General features: G+C 73.0%; 17 protein-coding genes. 7 read left to right on the forward strand and 10 right to left on the reverse strand.

All coding sequences use genetic code 11. The features are described 5' to 3' along the window. Positions 1 to 2 precede the first annotated feature (2 nt). The 4 genes from IRY44_RS26815 to sigB form a co-directional block, all read right to left on the reverse strand. Positions 3 to 410, reverse strand: a complete 408-nt coding sequence (locus IRY44_RS26815; protein ID WP_194802985.1) for a VOC family protein — start codon at positions 408 to 410, stop codon at positions 3 to 5. Next, entirely contained in the window at positions 407 to 898 is a 492-nt protein-coding gene (locus tag IRY44_RS26820; RefSeq protein ID WP_194802986.1) for an SRPBCC family protein, read from the reverse strand. Before IRY44_RS26820 ends, IRY44_RS26815 begins: the two co-directional genes overlap by 4 nt. Continuing rightward, a complete protein-coding gene (locus IRY44_RS26825) occupies positions 895 to 1,236 on the reverse strand; it encodes an ArsR/SmtB family transcription factor (RefSeq protein ID WP_370585021.1) in 342 nt (113 codons plus the stop codon). The genes IRY44_RS26820 and IRY44_RS26825 overlap by 4 nt, the downstream gene beginning before the upstream one ends. A 103-nt stretch (positions 1,237 to 1,339) precedes the next feature. Beyond that, positions 1,340 to 2,326: an RNA polymerase sigma factor SigB gene (gene sigB, locus IRY44_RS26830; protein ID WP_194802988.1), complete on the reverse strand. Its 987-nt coding sequence runs from the start codon at positions 2,324 to 2,326 to the stop codon at positions 1,340 to 1,342. 220 nt (positions 2,327 to 2,546) lie between these two features. Here sigB and IRY44_RS26835 point away from each other — a divergent pair, with 220 nt between their 5' ends. Continuing rightward, positions 2,547 to 3,335 carry a sporulation protein gene (locus IRY44_RS26835; RefSeq protein ID WP_194803035.1) on the forward strand — a complete coding sequence of 263 codons (789 nt, stop codon included), beginning with the start codon at positions 2,547 to 2,549 and terminating at the stop codon, positions 3,333 to 3,335. Here IRY44_RS26835 and dtd read toward each other — a convergent pair. Next, positions 3,332 to 3,754, reverse strand: coding sequence for a D-aminoacyl-tRNA deacylase (gene dtd, locus IRY44_RS26840; RefSeq protein ID WP_194802989.1), 423 nt, complete (start codon positions 3,752 to 3,754; stop codon positions 3,332 to 3,334). The genes IRY44_RS26835 and dtd overlap by 4 nt on opposite strands. Next, positions 3,754 to 5,238 (reverse strand): methyltransferase, encoded by a 1,485-nt coding sequence (locus IRY44_RS26845; protein ID WP_194802990.1) that lies wholly within the window; start codon positions 5,236 to 5,238, stop codon positions 3,754 to 3,756. Before IRY44_RS26845 ends, dtd begins: the two co-directional genes overlap by 1 nt. 180 nt (positions 5,239 to 5,418) lie before the next feature. Here IRY44_RS26845 and IRY44_RS26850 point away from each other — a divergent pair, with 180 nt between their 5' ends. The 3 genes from IRY44_RS26850 (at position 5,419) to IRY44_RS26860 (ending at position 8,647) form a co-directional block, all read left to right on the forward strand. Next, on the forward strand, positions 5,419 to 6,639 hold the full coding sequence (locus tag IRY44_RS26850) for a S8 family peptidase (RefSeq protein ID WP_194802991.1): 1,221 nt from the start codon (positions 5,419 to 5,421) through the stop codon (positions 6,637 to 6,639). A gap of 118 nt (positions 6,640 to 6,757) precedes the next feature. Next, positions 6,758 to 7,342 carry an HhH-GPD-type base excision DNA repair protein gene (locus IRY44_RS26855; RefSeq protein WP_194802992.1) on the forward strand — a complete coding sequence of 195 codons (585 nt, stop codon included), beginning with the start codon at positions 6,758 to 6,760 and terminating at the stop codon, positions 7,340 to 7,342. Between the two features lie 72 nt (positions 7,343 to 7,414). Next, positions 7,415 to 8,647: a low temperature requirement protein A gene (locus tag IRY44_RS26860; protein WP_194802993.1), complete on the forward strand. Its 1,233-nt coding sequence runs from the start codon at positions 7,415 to 7,417 to the stop codon at positions 8,645 to 8,647. 4 nt (positions 8,648 to 8,651) lie between these two features. On the opposite strand, the gene IRY44_RS26865 is transcribed toward IRY44_RS26860, so the two are convergent. Both IRY44_RS26865 and IRY44_RS26870 read right to left on the reverse strand, forming a co-directional pair. Beyond that, the gene (locus IRY44_RS26865; RefSeq protein ID WP_013284778.1) at positions 8,652 to 8,963 is read right to left on the reverse strand and encodes a hypothetical protein; all 312 of its coding nucleotides are present in this window, start codon (positions 8,961 to 8,963) and stop codon (positions 8,652 to 8,654) included. Beyond that, positions 8,953 to 9,264: a hypothetical protein gene (locus IRY44_RS26870; RefSeq protein ID WP_269696350.1), complete on the reverse strand. Its 312-nt coding sequence runs from the start codon at positions 9,262 to 9,264 to the stop codon at positions 8,953 to 8,955. The genes IRY44_RS26865 and IRY44_RS26870 overlap by 11 nt, the downstream gene beginning before the upstream one ends. A 106-nt stretch (positions 9,265 to 9,370) precedes the next feature. Here IRY44_RS26870 and IRY44_RS26875 point away from each other — a divergent pair, with 106 nt between their 5' ends. After that, positions 9,371 to 9,727 (forward strand): DUF3099 domain-containing protein, encoded by a 357-nt coding sequence (locus tag IRY44_RS26875; protein WP_194803036.1) that lies wholly within the window; start codon positions 9,371 to 9,373, stop codon positions 9,725 to 9,727. 39 nt (positions 9,728 to 9,766) lie between these two features. Here IRY44_RS26875 and IRY44_RS26880 read toward each other — a convergent pair whose 3' ends face one another. Both IRY44_RS26880 and IRY44_RS26885 read right to left on the reverse strand, forming a co-directional pair. Beyond that, positions 9,767 to 10,663 carry a carbohydrate kinase family protein gene (locus tag IRY44_RS26880; RefSeq protein WP_194802995.1) on the reverse strand — a complete coding sequence of 299 codons (897 nt, stop codon included), beginning with the start codon at positions 10,661 to 10,663 and terminating at the stop codon, positions 9,767 to 9,769. Next, a complete protein-coding gene (locus IRY44_RS26885; RefSeq protein ID WP_194802996.1) occupies positions 10,660 to 11,586 on the reverse strand; it encodes a pseudouridine-5'-phosphate glycosidase in 927 nt (308 codons plus the stop codon). The genes IRY44_RS26880 and IRY44_RS26885 overlap by 4 nt, the downstream gene beginning before the upstream one ends. 88 nt (positions 11,587 to 11,674) lie before the next feature. Here IRY44_RS26885 and IRY44_RS26890 point away from each other — a divergent pair, with 88 nt between their 5' ends. Beyond that, positions 11,675 to 11,893: a DUF3039 domain-containing protein gene (locus IRY44_RS26890; RefSeq protein WP_013284783.1), complete on the forward strand. Its 219-nt coding sequence runs from the start codon at positions 11,675 to 11,677 to the stop codon at positions 11,891 to 11,893. A gap of 40 nt (positions 11,894 to 11,933) precedes the next feature. Continuing rightward, the gene (locus tag IRY44_RS26895; RefSeq protein ID WP_194802997.1) at positions 11,934 to 12,584 is read left to right on the forward strand and encodes a trimeric intracellular cation channel family protein; all 651 of its coding nucleotides are present in this window, start codon (positions 11,934 to 11,936) and stop codon (positions 12,582 to 12,584) included. The last annotated feature ends 83 nt before the right edge of the window (positions 12,585 to 12,667 follow it).

Consider the following 12,667-nt stretch of genomic DNA (forward strand, 5'->3'; position numbering starts at 1 on the left):
CCTCAGCCGCGGTCGGAGATCTGCTGCACCGACCACTCGTTGCCGTCCGGGTCGCGGAGGAACAGGAAGCCGACGTTGTCCAGCGGGTGCGGCACCGGGTACGGGTTCTGGCCCATCACCTGGATCTCGCTCACCTCGACGCCCCGCTCGACCAGTTCGGTGCGCGCCCGCTCCAGGTCCGGTACGACCAGTTGCACGCCCTTGAGTGAGCCCGGCGGCATCTCCGGTACGACGCCCCGGCCGAGGACGATCGAGCAGCCGGAGCCCGGGGGAGTGAGCTGGACGATCCGCCCCGCGCCGCCCAGGTCCGTGTCGTGGTCGACGACGAAGCCGAGCCGTTGCGCGTAGAACTCCTTGGCCCGGTCCACGTCGGAGACCGGTACGACCACCACTTCCAGCGTCCAGTTCATGTCGTCGCTCCTGTCGTCGAATCGGTGTGCAGCACTGCCGCGAGCCGGTCGAACGCCTCGCTCAGGCCGCGGGTCATCGGATAGCGCAGGACGGTGTCGCGCCCCTGCGCGGTGGCGTACCGCAGATGGGTGACGACCGTGGTCCGGTCCGACGGGCCGGTGAAGTCGTGGCGGACGAGCGTCTCGCCCGGATAGGACTGGTCGTCGAAGAGTTCGGTGCAGACCAGCCGTGAGGGCGGGTCGACCTCCCGGTACGTGCCGCCCTGACCCATCAGGTCGCCGTCCGGCCCCCGGGAGACGAACCGCCAGCGCCCGCCCACCCGCAGGTCCACCTCGCACTCGACGAGGTGCCAGCCCCGGGCGCCCCACCAGCGGACCAGCAGCTCGGGGCGGGTGAAGGCGGCGAACACGAGGTGGCGCGGAGCGGCGAAGTCGCGGCTGAGCCGGATCTCCCGGTCGCCGGGCAGGCTGACGGTCAGGCCGGTCACCGCTGCTCCTCGGCGGTCAGTTCGGCGAGCACCTCGTCCAGCCGCGCGTAGCTCTCGGCCCAGTAGTCCCGGTAGTCCGCCAGCCACGCGACCGCCTCCCGCAGCGGCCGGGCGTCGAGCCGGCAGGGACGGCGTTGCGCGTCCCGGCCCCGGGTGACCAGGCCGGCGCGTTCGAGCACCTTGAGGTGCTTGGAGACGGCCGGCTGGCTCATCGCGAACGGCTCGGCCAGCTCGGTGACAGTCGCCTCCCCGGCGGCCAGCCGGGTGAGGATGGCGCGCCGGGTGGGGTCGGCGAGCGCGGCGAAGGTGGCGTCGAGCAGATCCGGGGGCACTTTCATAACCTCCTGGTTGTGTAACCAGTCGGTTCTATATCGTGGGAGCGCCCGGGTCAAGCACGACAGGCCCCGGCGAACCGCCGGGGCCTGTCGGGGCAGGGGTGGATCAGCAGGCGTAGGCCTCCAGCCGGTTCGCCCGCTCCGGGTCGCGCAGCTTGAGCAGCGTGACCTTCTCGATCTGCCGGATCCGCTCCCGGGACAGACCGAACTCGCGGCCGACCTCGTCCAGCGTGCGCTGCCGGCCGTCGTCCAGGCCGAAGCGCAGCCGGATCACCGCCTGCTCCCGCTGGGACAGCGTGGCCAGCACGATGCGGACCTCGTTGCGCAGCTCGCCGTTGGTGGCGGCGTCGCCCGGCTCGGTACGCGGGTCGACGGCGGCGACGAAGTCGCCGAGCGCGCTCTCGCCGTCCTCGCCGACGGCCTGGTCCAGGCTGACCGGCTCCCGGTCGTAGGAGATCAGCTCGATCACCTGGAACTCCGGGATCTCCAGCGCCACCGCCACCTCGCTCACCGTGGGCTCGCGGCCCAGCGTCACCGACAGCTCGCGGCGTACCCGGACCATCCGGTTGACCTGCTCGACCATGTGCACCGGGATGCGGATGGTGCGGGCCTGGTCGGCCATGGCGCGGGTGATGGCCTGGCGGATCCACCAGGTGGCGTAGGTGGAGAACTTGTAGCCCTTGGTGTAGTCGAACTTCTCGACGGCGCGGATGAGGCCGAGGTTGCCTTCCTGGATGAGGTCGAGGAAGGCCATGCCGCGACCGGTGTAGCGCTTGGCGATGCTCACCACCAGCCGCAGGTTGGCCTCCAGCAGGTGGTCCTTGGCGGCGCGGCCCTCGGCCGCGATCAGCGCCAGGTCCGCGCGCAGCTCGGCGGAGACGGGGGTGCAGGTGGCCAGCTTCTCCTCGGCGAAGAGGCCGGCCTCGATCCGCTTGCTCAGCTCGACCTCCTGCGCCGCGGTGAGCAGCTTGGTGCGGCCGATGCCGTTCAGGTACGCCCGGACCAGGTCGGTGGAGACGCCGCGCTCGTCGGTGGCGTCGAGGTCCGTGAGGGTGACGTCCATGTCCTGGTGCTCGATCATCTGCTGGGTCATCTCTGTTCTCCCCGTGTCCGACGTGCCTACCGGTCCCGTGCCGCCCACGCGGTGGTGGCCGATGACACACAGCTTGGCGGTCGGGGCGTGAGACGGGAGTGAGGCGATCGGGGACCCGACAGGAATCCACGTGGGAATCCGGCATTCCCTTGCCCGGCGCGGTTACCGTGCCACCGACCGGCCGTCGGGGCCGGCCCGGCACTGATGATCGGAGAACGTGGTGGTCTTCAAGCGGCTCATGCAGGCGATGGGTGTGGGCGGACCGTCGGTGGAGACGGTGCTGGCCAACCCGAACTGCCGCCCGGGCGGCGTTCTGGAGGGCCGGATCCAGGTGGTCGGCGGTGACCACCCGGTGGACGTGAGCTACGTCGCACTCGGCCTGGTCACGCGGGTCGAGGTGGAGAGCTCCGACAGCGAGTACGACGTCAACCAGGAGTTCGGCCGGGCTCAGATGACCGGCCCGTTCCGGCTGGAGCCGGGGCAGCGTCACGACGTGCCGTTCCGCTTCCAGGTGCCCTGGGAGACCCCGCTGACCGACCTGTACGGCCAGCACCTGCACGGCATGACGATGGGTCTGCGTACCGAGCTGGAGGTGGCCCGGGCGGTGGACAAGGGTGACATGGACGCCGTGTCGGTGCACCCGCTGCCGGCCCACGAGCGGCTGCTGGAGGCGCTGCTGCGGCTGGGCTTCCGCTTCGCCCGTGCCGACGTCGAGCGCGGACACATCTACGGCCTGCACCAGCAGTTGCCGTTCTACCAGGAGATCGAGTTCTACCCGGCGCCGCAGTACGCGGGCGCGATGAACCAGCTGGAGGTCACCTTCGTGACCGATCCGCGCCAGGTCCACGTGGTGCTGGAGCTGGACAAGCGGGGCGGCCTGTTCACCGAGGGCCGGGACGCGTTCGGCCGGTTCACCGTGGACCACGCGACCGCGGACCACACGGACTGGGCCGCCCAGCTCGACGGCTGGCTGCGGCAGTCGCTGTCCCGCCGGGGCCTGTTCTTCTAGAGGTCGAGTACGAGGGTCCGGGGACCGACGTTGACGCTCTCCACCAGCATGTGGGCGCGGAACCGGCCGGTCTCCACCTTCGCGCCCCGGGCGCGCAACTGCTCGACCACGGCGTCCACCAGGGGTTCGGCCACCTCGGCGGGCGCGGCGGCGGTCCAGCTCGGCCGCCGGCCCTTGCGCGCGTCGCCGTAGAGCGTGAACTGGCTGACCACGAGCAGCGGCGCCCCGACGTCGGCGGCGCTGCGCTCGTCGTCGAGGATGCGCAGCTCGTGCAGCTTGCGGGCCATCGTGGCGGCCACCTGCGGGGTGTCGGTGTGGGTGACGCCGAGCAGCACCAGCAGCCCGTCGGAGATCTCGCCGGTCACCTCGTCGCCGACAGTCACCCGGGCCCGGCCGACGGTCTGCACCACCGCCCGCATCAGTCGGTCACCGGCTCGACGATGCCGCGCTCGACCAGGTGCGCCACGATCGGTCCGGCCGCCTCGGCCAGCTCGTCCGGTGCCACGTCGTGCGCGGCGGCGAGCAGGGCGAGCTGGTCGCGCAGCGGCAGCCGGCCGTCGGCGCCGCCGACCAGGGCGAGCACCAGCGGGTCGATCTCCTCCGACCAGCGCAGGCCGCGAGGCATGGCCAGGACCTGCCGGTCCACCGCCCAGCCGTCGTCGCACATGGTGGCCTCCTGCCGGAGCTGGAGCCCTTCGGCGGCACGGTAGCGGGCGGCGAGCAGGCCCTCGGTGTCCCGGGCGCGCAGCCAGTTCTGCCTGGTGAACCACTCGCCGATCCGGTCGCCCAGCGGCGGCTCGACCCGCTGGCGCAGGTCCTCCACCCGCACGACCGGCTGGTCGTGGCCGGAGCGGCGCAGCGAGACGATGCCGAAGCCGATCGCCTCGACCTTGTGCGCGTCGAACCAGTCCAGCCAGGCCGCCATCCGCTGCGGGTCGGCGCTCTCGCCCACGTCGGTCAGCCACAGGTTCACGTACGCCATCGGGTCGGCCACCTCGCGCTGGATGACCCAGGCGTCCAGGCCGGTGCCGGCGAACCAGCCGGTGACCCGCTCGGCCCAGTCCTCGCCGGTGACGTGCACCCAGTTCGCCAGGTACTGCATGGTGCCGCCCTCGGTGAGCAGGTCCGGCGCGGCAGCGGCCAGTTCCGCGCCGATCGCGTCGCCGACCCGCCCGGAGTCCCGGTAGACGTGCGTGGTGGTGCCCGGGCCGACCACGAACGGCGGGTTGCTGACCACCAGGTCGAAGCGGCGCCCGGCCACCGGGGCGACCATGTCGCCGCGCAGCAGCTCCCAGTCCTGGCCGTTGAGCGCGGCGGTGGTGGCGGCGAACCGCAGCGCCCGCTCGGAGACGTCGGTGGCGGTGACCCGGCGGGCGTGGGTGCCCAGGTGCAGCGCCTGCACGCCGGAACCGGTACCCAGGTCGAGCGCGGTGTCCACGACCGGCCGCACGGCGGCCGAGATCAGCGTCTGGGTGGCGCCGCCGATGCCCAGTACGTGCTCGGAGTGCAGCGGGCGCCCGGGCCGGGCACTTGCGGGCACGTCGGCGAGCACCCACCAGTCGTCGCCGTACGGCTCCAGGTCGACCCCGGCGCGCAGGCCGTCGCCGTGCCGCTCCACGATGCCCCCGGCCAGCGCCTCGTCCAGCGCCAGCGGAGCCAGCGCGTCGGCGAGCGCCGCCTCCGGCTCGGTCTGGTCGCAGATGAAGACGCGGATCAGCGTGGCCAGCCGGTCCCGGTCCTCGGTGGCGCGCAGCGCGGCCCGGTAGTCGTTGCGGGCCACCGCGCCGGTGGTCTGCGGGCCCAGGCGGTCGGCGATCCCGTTGGCGGTGAAGCGGGCGAGCGTCAGCGCGGTGCGCAGCGCGTCGACCCCGGCGGGGGAGAGCAGCATGTCGTGACGGTCCACGTGCTCATCCTGCCTCGGGCGTCGTCCGGCGTGGCGAGCACCCGCCGATCCATAACGTGGACCGTATCTATCGGCAACTATCTCTTTCATGTTTGTCGATCTCTGGTTAGCATTCCTGCCAACATCCGTCGATGGGGTGATCCGGCCACAAACCGGGCTGCCCCGGTAGGGAGCCAGACGATGCCCGACGTGTCCCTTCCCCGGCGCCGCGCGCTGCGTGCGCTCGCCGTCACGGCCGCCGCCGCGGCCTTCGCCGCCGCCGCCTCCACGCCCGCTCTCGCCGCGCCCACCGGGGAGATCCGGTACGCCGGTGCCGCCGACGCCGTCAGCGGCAGCTACGTGGTCGTGCTCAAGGGCGACGCGGTCGGCACCGCGAACACCCTCGCCGCCCGTACCGCCGTGCCGGACCGGGCCGCCGGCCTGGCCAAGCGCTACGGTGGCAACGTCGGCACGGTGTGGAGCTCCGCTCTCACCGGCTACAGCGCGAAGATGACCCCCGCCCAGGCGCGCCGGCTCGCCGCCGACCCGTCCGTCGCGTACGTCGAGCAGGACCGCGTCATGACCACCCAGGGCACCCAGACCGGCGCCACCTGGGGCCTGGACCGGATCGACCAGCGCAACCTGCCGCTGAACAGCACCTTCACCTACCCGAACACCGCCAGCAACGTGCGCGCCTACATCATCGACACGGGCATCCGCACCACGCACAGCGACTTCGGCGGCCGGGCCACCTGGGGCACCAACACGGTCGACACCAACAACACCGACTGCAACGGCCACGGCACCCACGTCGCCGGCACTGTCGGCGGCACCAAGTACGGCGTGGCCAAGGGCGTGCGCCTGGTGGCCGTCAAGGTGCTCAACTGCTCCGGCAGCGGCACCACCGCCGGCGTGATCAGCGGCGTCAACTGGGTCACCTCGAACGCGGTGAAGCCCGCCGTGGCGAACATGAGCCTCGGCGGCGGCGCCAGCACCACGCTGGACAACGCGGTGGCCAACTCGATCAACTCCGGCATCACGTACGCGCTCGCGGCCGGCAACTCCAGCGCCAACGCGTGCAACTCGTCGCCGGCCCGGGTCGCCTCGGCGATCACGGTGGGCGCCACCACCAGCACCGACGCCCGTGCCTCCTACTCCAACTACGGCTCCTGCGTGGACATCTTCGCCCCGGGTTCGTCGATCACCTCGGCGTGGCGTACCAGCGACACCGCCACCAACACGATCAGCGGCACCTCGATGGCGTCCCCGCACGTGGCCGGCGCGGCGGCGCTCGTCCTGTCCGCCAACACCTCCTACACCCCGGCTCAGGTGGCCAGCTACCTGACCAGCAACGCCACCACCGGCAAGGTGACCAGCCCGGGCTCGGGCTCGCCGAACCGGCTGCTCTTCGTCGTCAACTGACGGCACCGGTGACCTGACCACACCGTGGGCCGCGGCCCGGTGGACCTCCCAGGGGTCCGCCGGGCCGCGTCACGTCGCCGGGGAGTCGCCGCCCCCGACCGGCGTACGGCGCGGCACTATGGTCCCCATGACGCTGTCACTGCCCATCGACCCGCAGGCGAGCGAGCTGCTGGCACGCAGCCCGCTGGCCCTGCTCCTCGGCATGGTGCTGGACCAGCAGGTGCCGATGGAGAAGGCGTTCTCCTCCCCGTACGTGCTGGCACAGCGGCTCGGCCACGAGCCCGACGCCGCGGAGCTGGCCGGGTACGACCCCGAGGCCCTGGTGGAGATCTTCGCCCGGCCGCCCGCGCTGCACCGCTTCCCCAAGGCGATGGCGGCCCGGGTGCAGGAGGTGTGCCGGGCGCTCGTCGAGCGCTACGACGGTGACCCGGCCCGGCTCTGGTCCGACGTGACCGACGGCCGGGAGCTGCTGCGCCGGGTGGGTGAGCTGCCCGGGTTCGGCCGGCAGAAGGCACAGATCTTCGTCGCGCTGCTCGGCAAGCGGTTCGGGATCACCCCGGACGGCTGGCGCGAGGCGGCCGGCGACTACGGCGACGCGGACGCCCACCGGTCCGTGGCCGACGTGACCGATCCGGACTCGCTGCGCCGCGTACGCGAGTTCAAGCAGCGGATGAAGGCGGAGGCGAAGGCCGCGAAGGGCTGATCCGCCGCCCGCCGCCGCAACCGGCCCGCCGTCCCTGTCGTTTGTCGCCAGGACGGGGGACGGGGGCGGACGATGACCGAGCAGCGGGGCGGGGCGCTGCTGCGTACCGGGTCCAGCCCGGGGCGGGCCACGTTCCTGGAACTCTTCTTCGACCTGGTCTTCGTGTTCGCGCTGACCCGGGTCTCGCAGCGCCTGATCAACGGCATCGAGGGCTCCGCCGGGGCGGTCGCCGCCGAGGTGGGCAAGACCCTGCTGCTGTTCCTGGTGCTCTGGCAGGTCTGGACCCTCACCACCTGGGTGACCAGCCGGTACGAGCCGGAGCGCATGGTCATCCAGTTCGTGGTGGTCGGCACCATGTTCGGCAGCCTGGTGCTGGGGGTGACGCTGCCCCGGGCGCTTGAGGAGCGGGCGCTGCCGTTCGCGCTCGCGTACGTGGCGGTGATGGTCGGCCGGCCGCTGCTGATCGCGGCGGCGCTGCGGAGGCATCCGCGCCGGATGGTTCCGCTGCGGCTGGCCGCCTGGGCCGGATTCAGCGCCCCGCTCTGGATCGCCGGCGCGCTGTTGCCCGGCCCGCGCCTCGCGCTGTGGGTCTTCGCGCTCGCCGTGGACCAGGCGGGCACGTTGCTGGGCTGGCCGCTGCCCCGGCTCGGGGCGTCGCGGGTTCGCCGGTGGCAGGTCACCGGGGAGCACCTCGCCGAGCGCTACCAGCAGATCTTCCTCATCGCGCTCGGTGAGTCGATTCTGGTGATCGGCGTGACCTACAGCGGGAAGGAGTTCTCCGGCGAAGCGGCGGTGGCGTTCGCGATCTCGTTCGTGATCACGGCGTTGCTCTGGCGGATCTACTTCTACCGGGCCGGTCACCTGCTGGCGGAGGCGCTGCGGATGGCCGGCACGCCGGGGCGGCTGGCCGAGTCGGCGGCGCAGACCCACCTGTTCATGGTGCTCGGCGTGCTCAGTGCCGCGGTCGGCTACGAACTGGTCATCACCCACCCGTACGACACGGCCCGGCCGAACTGGCTGGTCTTCGTGGTGGGCGGCCCGGCGCTGTTCCTGGCCGCCCGCTCCCGGTTCGAGTACGAGATCTTCGGCCGGGTGTCCCGACCCCGGCTGGCCGGGCTGCTGGTCCTGGTGCTGCTCCTGCCCGCGCTGGCGACCGTGCCGGCGATGTTCGCGCTCGGCGCGGTGGCCCTCGTGCTGGCGCTCGTCGCGTTCGCCGACGCCCGCCGGGCCTGGCACCGGCCGCCGGAGCCCTCCGCCTCGCCGATCGGGCGGGAGGCGCTCGACGAGGCCGGCCCCGAGGCGTGAGCCGTCAGGCGGCGGTCGGGCGGGACAGCGACGCCAGCGCGCGGCGTACGTCGGCCAGCGAGACGGTGGCCGAGTCGTCCAGGTCGGCCAGGCCGGCCTCGATCCACTGCCGCATCAGCGTGGTCACGCCGATGCCGCGCGCGTCGGCGGCGGCACGGACCCGCTCGTACGTCTCCAGCGGGAGCCGGACCGACCGGCTGACCATCGGCACGTCGGTGTCCGGGGTGGGCAGCTGCGCCGGTGACGTGTCGTCGATCAGGTCGGCGAACGCGTCGCCTCCGGCGTGGAACCGCTTGGTCGCCTCGTCACGGTGCATCGTGACCGCCTCCTCGTCGGCGTGATCTCCGCACCACCTCGTCGTAGCGCTTGGCCTCGACGTCGCTCAGCTCGCGGGCGGAGAGGATGTCCCAGTCGTTGTCGGTGCTGTCGGCCTCGGCCAGCAGCACGGCGAGCCGCCGGCCCCGGTGGTCGGTGGCGTAGACCACCATCACGTCGTCACCGAGGTGCCGGATGACCCGGCGGTTGCTGTGCAGGGCCTCCCAGACTTCCCCGGGCGTGACGTCGTAGACCCGCAGGTTAGCCAGCGCCTCGTCGGTGAAGCTGAACCGGTTGGCCACGGGCGAAGCGTACCACGCACGTAACACGCGTCCGGCTGTCACGAATTTCGCCGATCATCCGTCCGGAGTGACAGGATGGGCCCTATCCCCTCGTAGGAGGTCCGTGGTGAAGCGTCAGGCGTACCAGCCGATACTGATCACCGACGCCCCGCGCAGCCAGGACGACCAGCTCAACAGCCGGCAGAAGCGATACGTGCTGATGATGGCCATCCGGGTCGCGTGTCTGGTGGCGGGCGCGATCCTGGTCGGCGCGAAGGCCCCGCTGCTCTGGCTCTGGCTGCCGCTGTGCGCGCTCGGCATGGTGCTCGTGCCCTGGCTCGCCGTGCTGCTCGCCAACGACCGGCCGCCCAAGGAGGAGCACCGGCTGGCGAACCGGTTCCAAAAGCGGCGCCGCGAGGAGCCCGCGCCCACTGCTCTGACCGCCGAGGAGAACCCGCACAAGATCATCGACGCCGAGCCCTGACCGGCCCGGGCGGAGCACCGCCCGGACCGGCCACCGCCGTCAGGGAGCCGGGCGGGCGCCCACCGTCGTCACGGCCAGCGCGCCCAGGTCACCGGCGCGGGCCAGCGCGGCCCGCGGGTCGGCCCCGGCCAGCCACGCGGTGAGCAGCCCGGCCGCGAACGCGTCCCCGGCCCCGGTCACGTCCACCACGTCCACGCCTGGCGCCGGCGCGAACTCCACCACGCCGCCGCGCTCCACCCACACCGCGCCCGCCGCGCCGCGCTTGACCACCACCCGGTGCGCCACAGCGGTCAGCGCCCGCGCCTGCGCCGCCGGGTCCAGCCCGCCGGCCAGCACCGTCGCCTCGTCCGTGTTGACCAGCAGCAGGTCGACGTCGCGTACCCAGGTCAGGAACGCCCCGCCGACGCGCCGCAGCGGCGCCGCGGACGCCGCGTCGACGCTGACGGTCAGCCCGCGCTCGCGGGCGGTGGCCAGCGCGCGCAGGCCGGCGCCGCGCGACCCGACGTCCAACAGGGCGTACGCGGACAGGTGCAGATGCCCGGCGTCGGGCGCGGCGGCCAGCGCCGCGTCCACGTGCGCGGCGGTCAGCCGCAGGTTCGCGCCCCGCTGGCTGATCATCGTGCGCTCCCCGTCGTGGGCGAGCACGATGACGGTGCCGGTCGGGTAGCCCTCGTGCCGCTCGACCGCGCAGTCGACACCGATGCGGGTCAGCTCGGCCACCCGCTCCCGGCCGGTCTCGTCGTCGCCGACGGCGGCGACAAGCGTCACCGCGGCGCCCTGCCCGGCGAGCCAGGCCGCGGTGTTCGCCGCCTGCCCGCCGCCGCTGAACCGGATCCCGGCCGGGGTGTCCGAGCCGGTGGCGAGCGGCCCGGACAGCACCGCGAGCACGTCGGTGATCACGTCGCCGACGACGACTATCCGCGGCGTGGCGCTCATGGGACGCGGCGGGTCGCCGCGGCGACCGCGATCCGGGCCGCGAGGTCGGCGTTGCGCAGGATGATCCGGACATTCACCGCCAGGCTGGCGCCCTCTGTCGCGGAGTGGAAGTGCGACAGCAGGAACGGGGTGACGGCCTTGCCGGTGATCCCCTCGCGGGCCAGCGCGGCCAGTCCCTCGGCGAGCGTGCGGTCGTGCAGCGCCGGGTCGAGCTGCTCGTCGGCGGGCAACGGGTTGGCCACCACCAGGCCGCCGTGGTGCACGCCGTGCGCCGCGCGGGCGGCCAGCACGTCCGCCACCTGCTCCGGCGACTCGACCGACCAGTCCAGGTCGAAGCCCGCGTCGGTGAGGTAGAAGCCGGGGAAGCGGCGGGTGCGGTAGCCGACCACGCCCACCCCGAGCGTCTCCAGCCGCTCCAGCGTGGCGCCCACGTCGAGGATCGACTTCACCCCGGCGCAGACCACGGCGATCGGCGTCCGGGCCAGCGTGACCAGGTCGGCCGACTCGTCGAAGGTCTGCGCCGCCTCCCGGTGCACGCCGCCGAGCCCACCGGTGGCGAACACGCCGATCCCGGCCGCCGCCGCGACAGCGCTCGTGGCCGCCACCGTGGTGGCGCCGTCGGCGCCGGTCGCCGCCGCCGGGGCCAGATCACGGACCGAGAGCTTGTTCACGCCGTCGACGGTGGCGAGCCGGGTGAGCTGGGCGTCGTCCAGCCCCACCCGCAGCTCGCCGGCGACCATGCCGATGGTGGCCGGCACCGCCCCCGCGTCCCGTACCGCCTGCTCGATCTCGCGCGCCACCCGCAGGTTGTCCGGGCGGGGCAGCCCGTGCGAGACGATCGTGCTCTCCAACGCCACGACCGGGCGGCCGTCCCGCAGGGCGTCGGCCACCTCACTACCGAGACTGATGTGAAAGTTGGTCACGTCGGTTACCGTACGGGCCGCTTCCGGCCGGGGCCCAGGTGGACCGGGGCGGACCGACCTGCAAAACTGGAACGCCGGAGGTGGAGTCGTGAGCACAGAGGTTCTCGAGCGTCCCGAGCTGAAGGACGCGGACACTGGTCCGGAGATGTTCCACTACGTCCGCAAGGAGAAGATCGCCGAGAGTGCCGTCATGGGCACCTACGTGGTCGCGCTCTGCGGCGAGACGTTCCCGGTCACCAAGGCGGCCAAGCCGGGCTCGCCCGTGTGCCCGAAGTGCAAGGAGATCTACGACTCGTACGCCGAGTGATCCCGGGCGGCTCCGCCGCCCCTGGACGTAACCTGCGGCGGTGACCACCTCCACCGCCCTGCTCCTCGCCGACCTGACCGGCGTGGCGGTCTTCGCCGCCTCCGGCGCCTCCGCGGCGGTGGCGAAACGGCTCGACCTGTTCGGGGTGGTATTCGTCGGCGTGGTCGCCGCGCTCGGCGGCGGCATCTTCCGCGACCTGGCCATCGACGAGGTGCCCCCACTGGCGTTCGCCGACTGGCGCTACGCCGCCACCGCGGCGGTCACCGCCACCGCCGTGTTCTGGCTGCACCCCCAGCTCGCCCGGCTGCGCACCACGGTGCTGGTGCTGGACGCGGCGGGCCTCGGCCTGTTCACCGTCACCGGCACGCTCAAGGCCCTCGACGCCGCCGTGCCGGCCGTGGGCGCCTGCATGATCGGCATGCTCACCGCGATCGGCGGCGGGCTCGGCCGGGACCTGCTCACCGGCGAGATCCCGGTGGTGCTGCGCCGCGAGATCTACGCCCTGGCCGCGCTCGCCGGTTCGATCGCGGTGGCGCTGCTGTCGGCGTGCGGACAGGCCACCGCCGTGCCGCTCACCGGCGCCGCGCTGTTCGTGTTCGGGCTGCGCCTGATCGCGCTGCGCCGGCGCTGGTCCGCCCCGGTGGCGACGATGCGGCCGCCACGCACCGGCACCCGGGGACCACTGACCTGACCCGCCTCCCGCCGGGGTGGGCGGATGTGACAGGCGTGGCGTCGAGTGGGGCGTACGGCCCGCGCTGGTTATGCTGAACCGGC

Source organism: Micromonospora sp. ANENR4, assembly GCF_015354395.1.
GTDB lineage: Bacteria > Actinomycetota > Actinomycetes > Mycobacteriales > Micromonosporaceae > Micromonospora > Micromonospora aurantiaca.

Excerpts from the sequence above, each read along its gene's own strand:
- IRY44_RS26850 (WP_194802991.1), top strand. The coding sequence starts at position 5,419 with ATGCCCGACGTGTCCCTTCCCCGGCGCCGCGCGCTGCGTGCGCTCGCC.
- IRY44_RS26880 (WP_194802995.1), bottom strand. The coding sequence starts at position 10,663 with ATGAGCGCCACGCCGCGGATAGTCGTCGTCGGCGACGTGATCACCGAC.
- IRY44_RS26855 (WP_194802992.1), top strand. The coding sequence starts at position 6,758 with ATGGTCCCCATGACGCTGTCACTGCCCATCGACCCGCAGGCGAGCGAG.
- IRY44_RS26825 (WP_370585021.1), bottom strand. The coding sequence starts at position 1,236 with ATGAAAGTGCCCCCGGATCTGCTCGACGCCACCTTCGCCGCGCTCGCC.
- sigB (WP_194802988.1), bottom strand. The coding sequence starts at position 2,326 with ATGACCCAGCAGATGATCGAGCACCAGGACATGGACGTCACCCTCACG.
- dtd (WP_194802989.1), bottom strand. The coding sequence starts at position 3,754 with ATGCGGGCGGTGGTGCAGACCGTCGGCCGGGCCCGGGTGACTGTCGGC.
- IRY44_RS26860 (WP_194802993.1), top strand. The coding sequence starts at position 7,415 with ATGACCGAGCAGCGGGGCGGGGCGCTGCTGCGTACCGGGTCCAGCCCG.
- IRY44_RS26865 (WP_013284778.1), bottom strand. The coding sequence starts at position 8,963 with ATGCACCGTGACGAGGCGACCAAGCGGTTCCACGCCGGAGGCGACGCG.
- IRY44_RS26815 (WP_194802985.1), bottom strand. The coding sequence starts at position 410 with ATGAACTGGACGCTGGAAGTGGTGGTCGTACCGGTCTCCGACGTGGAC.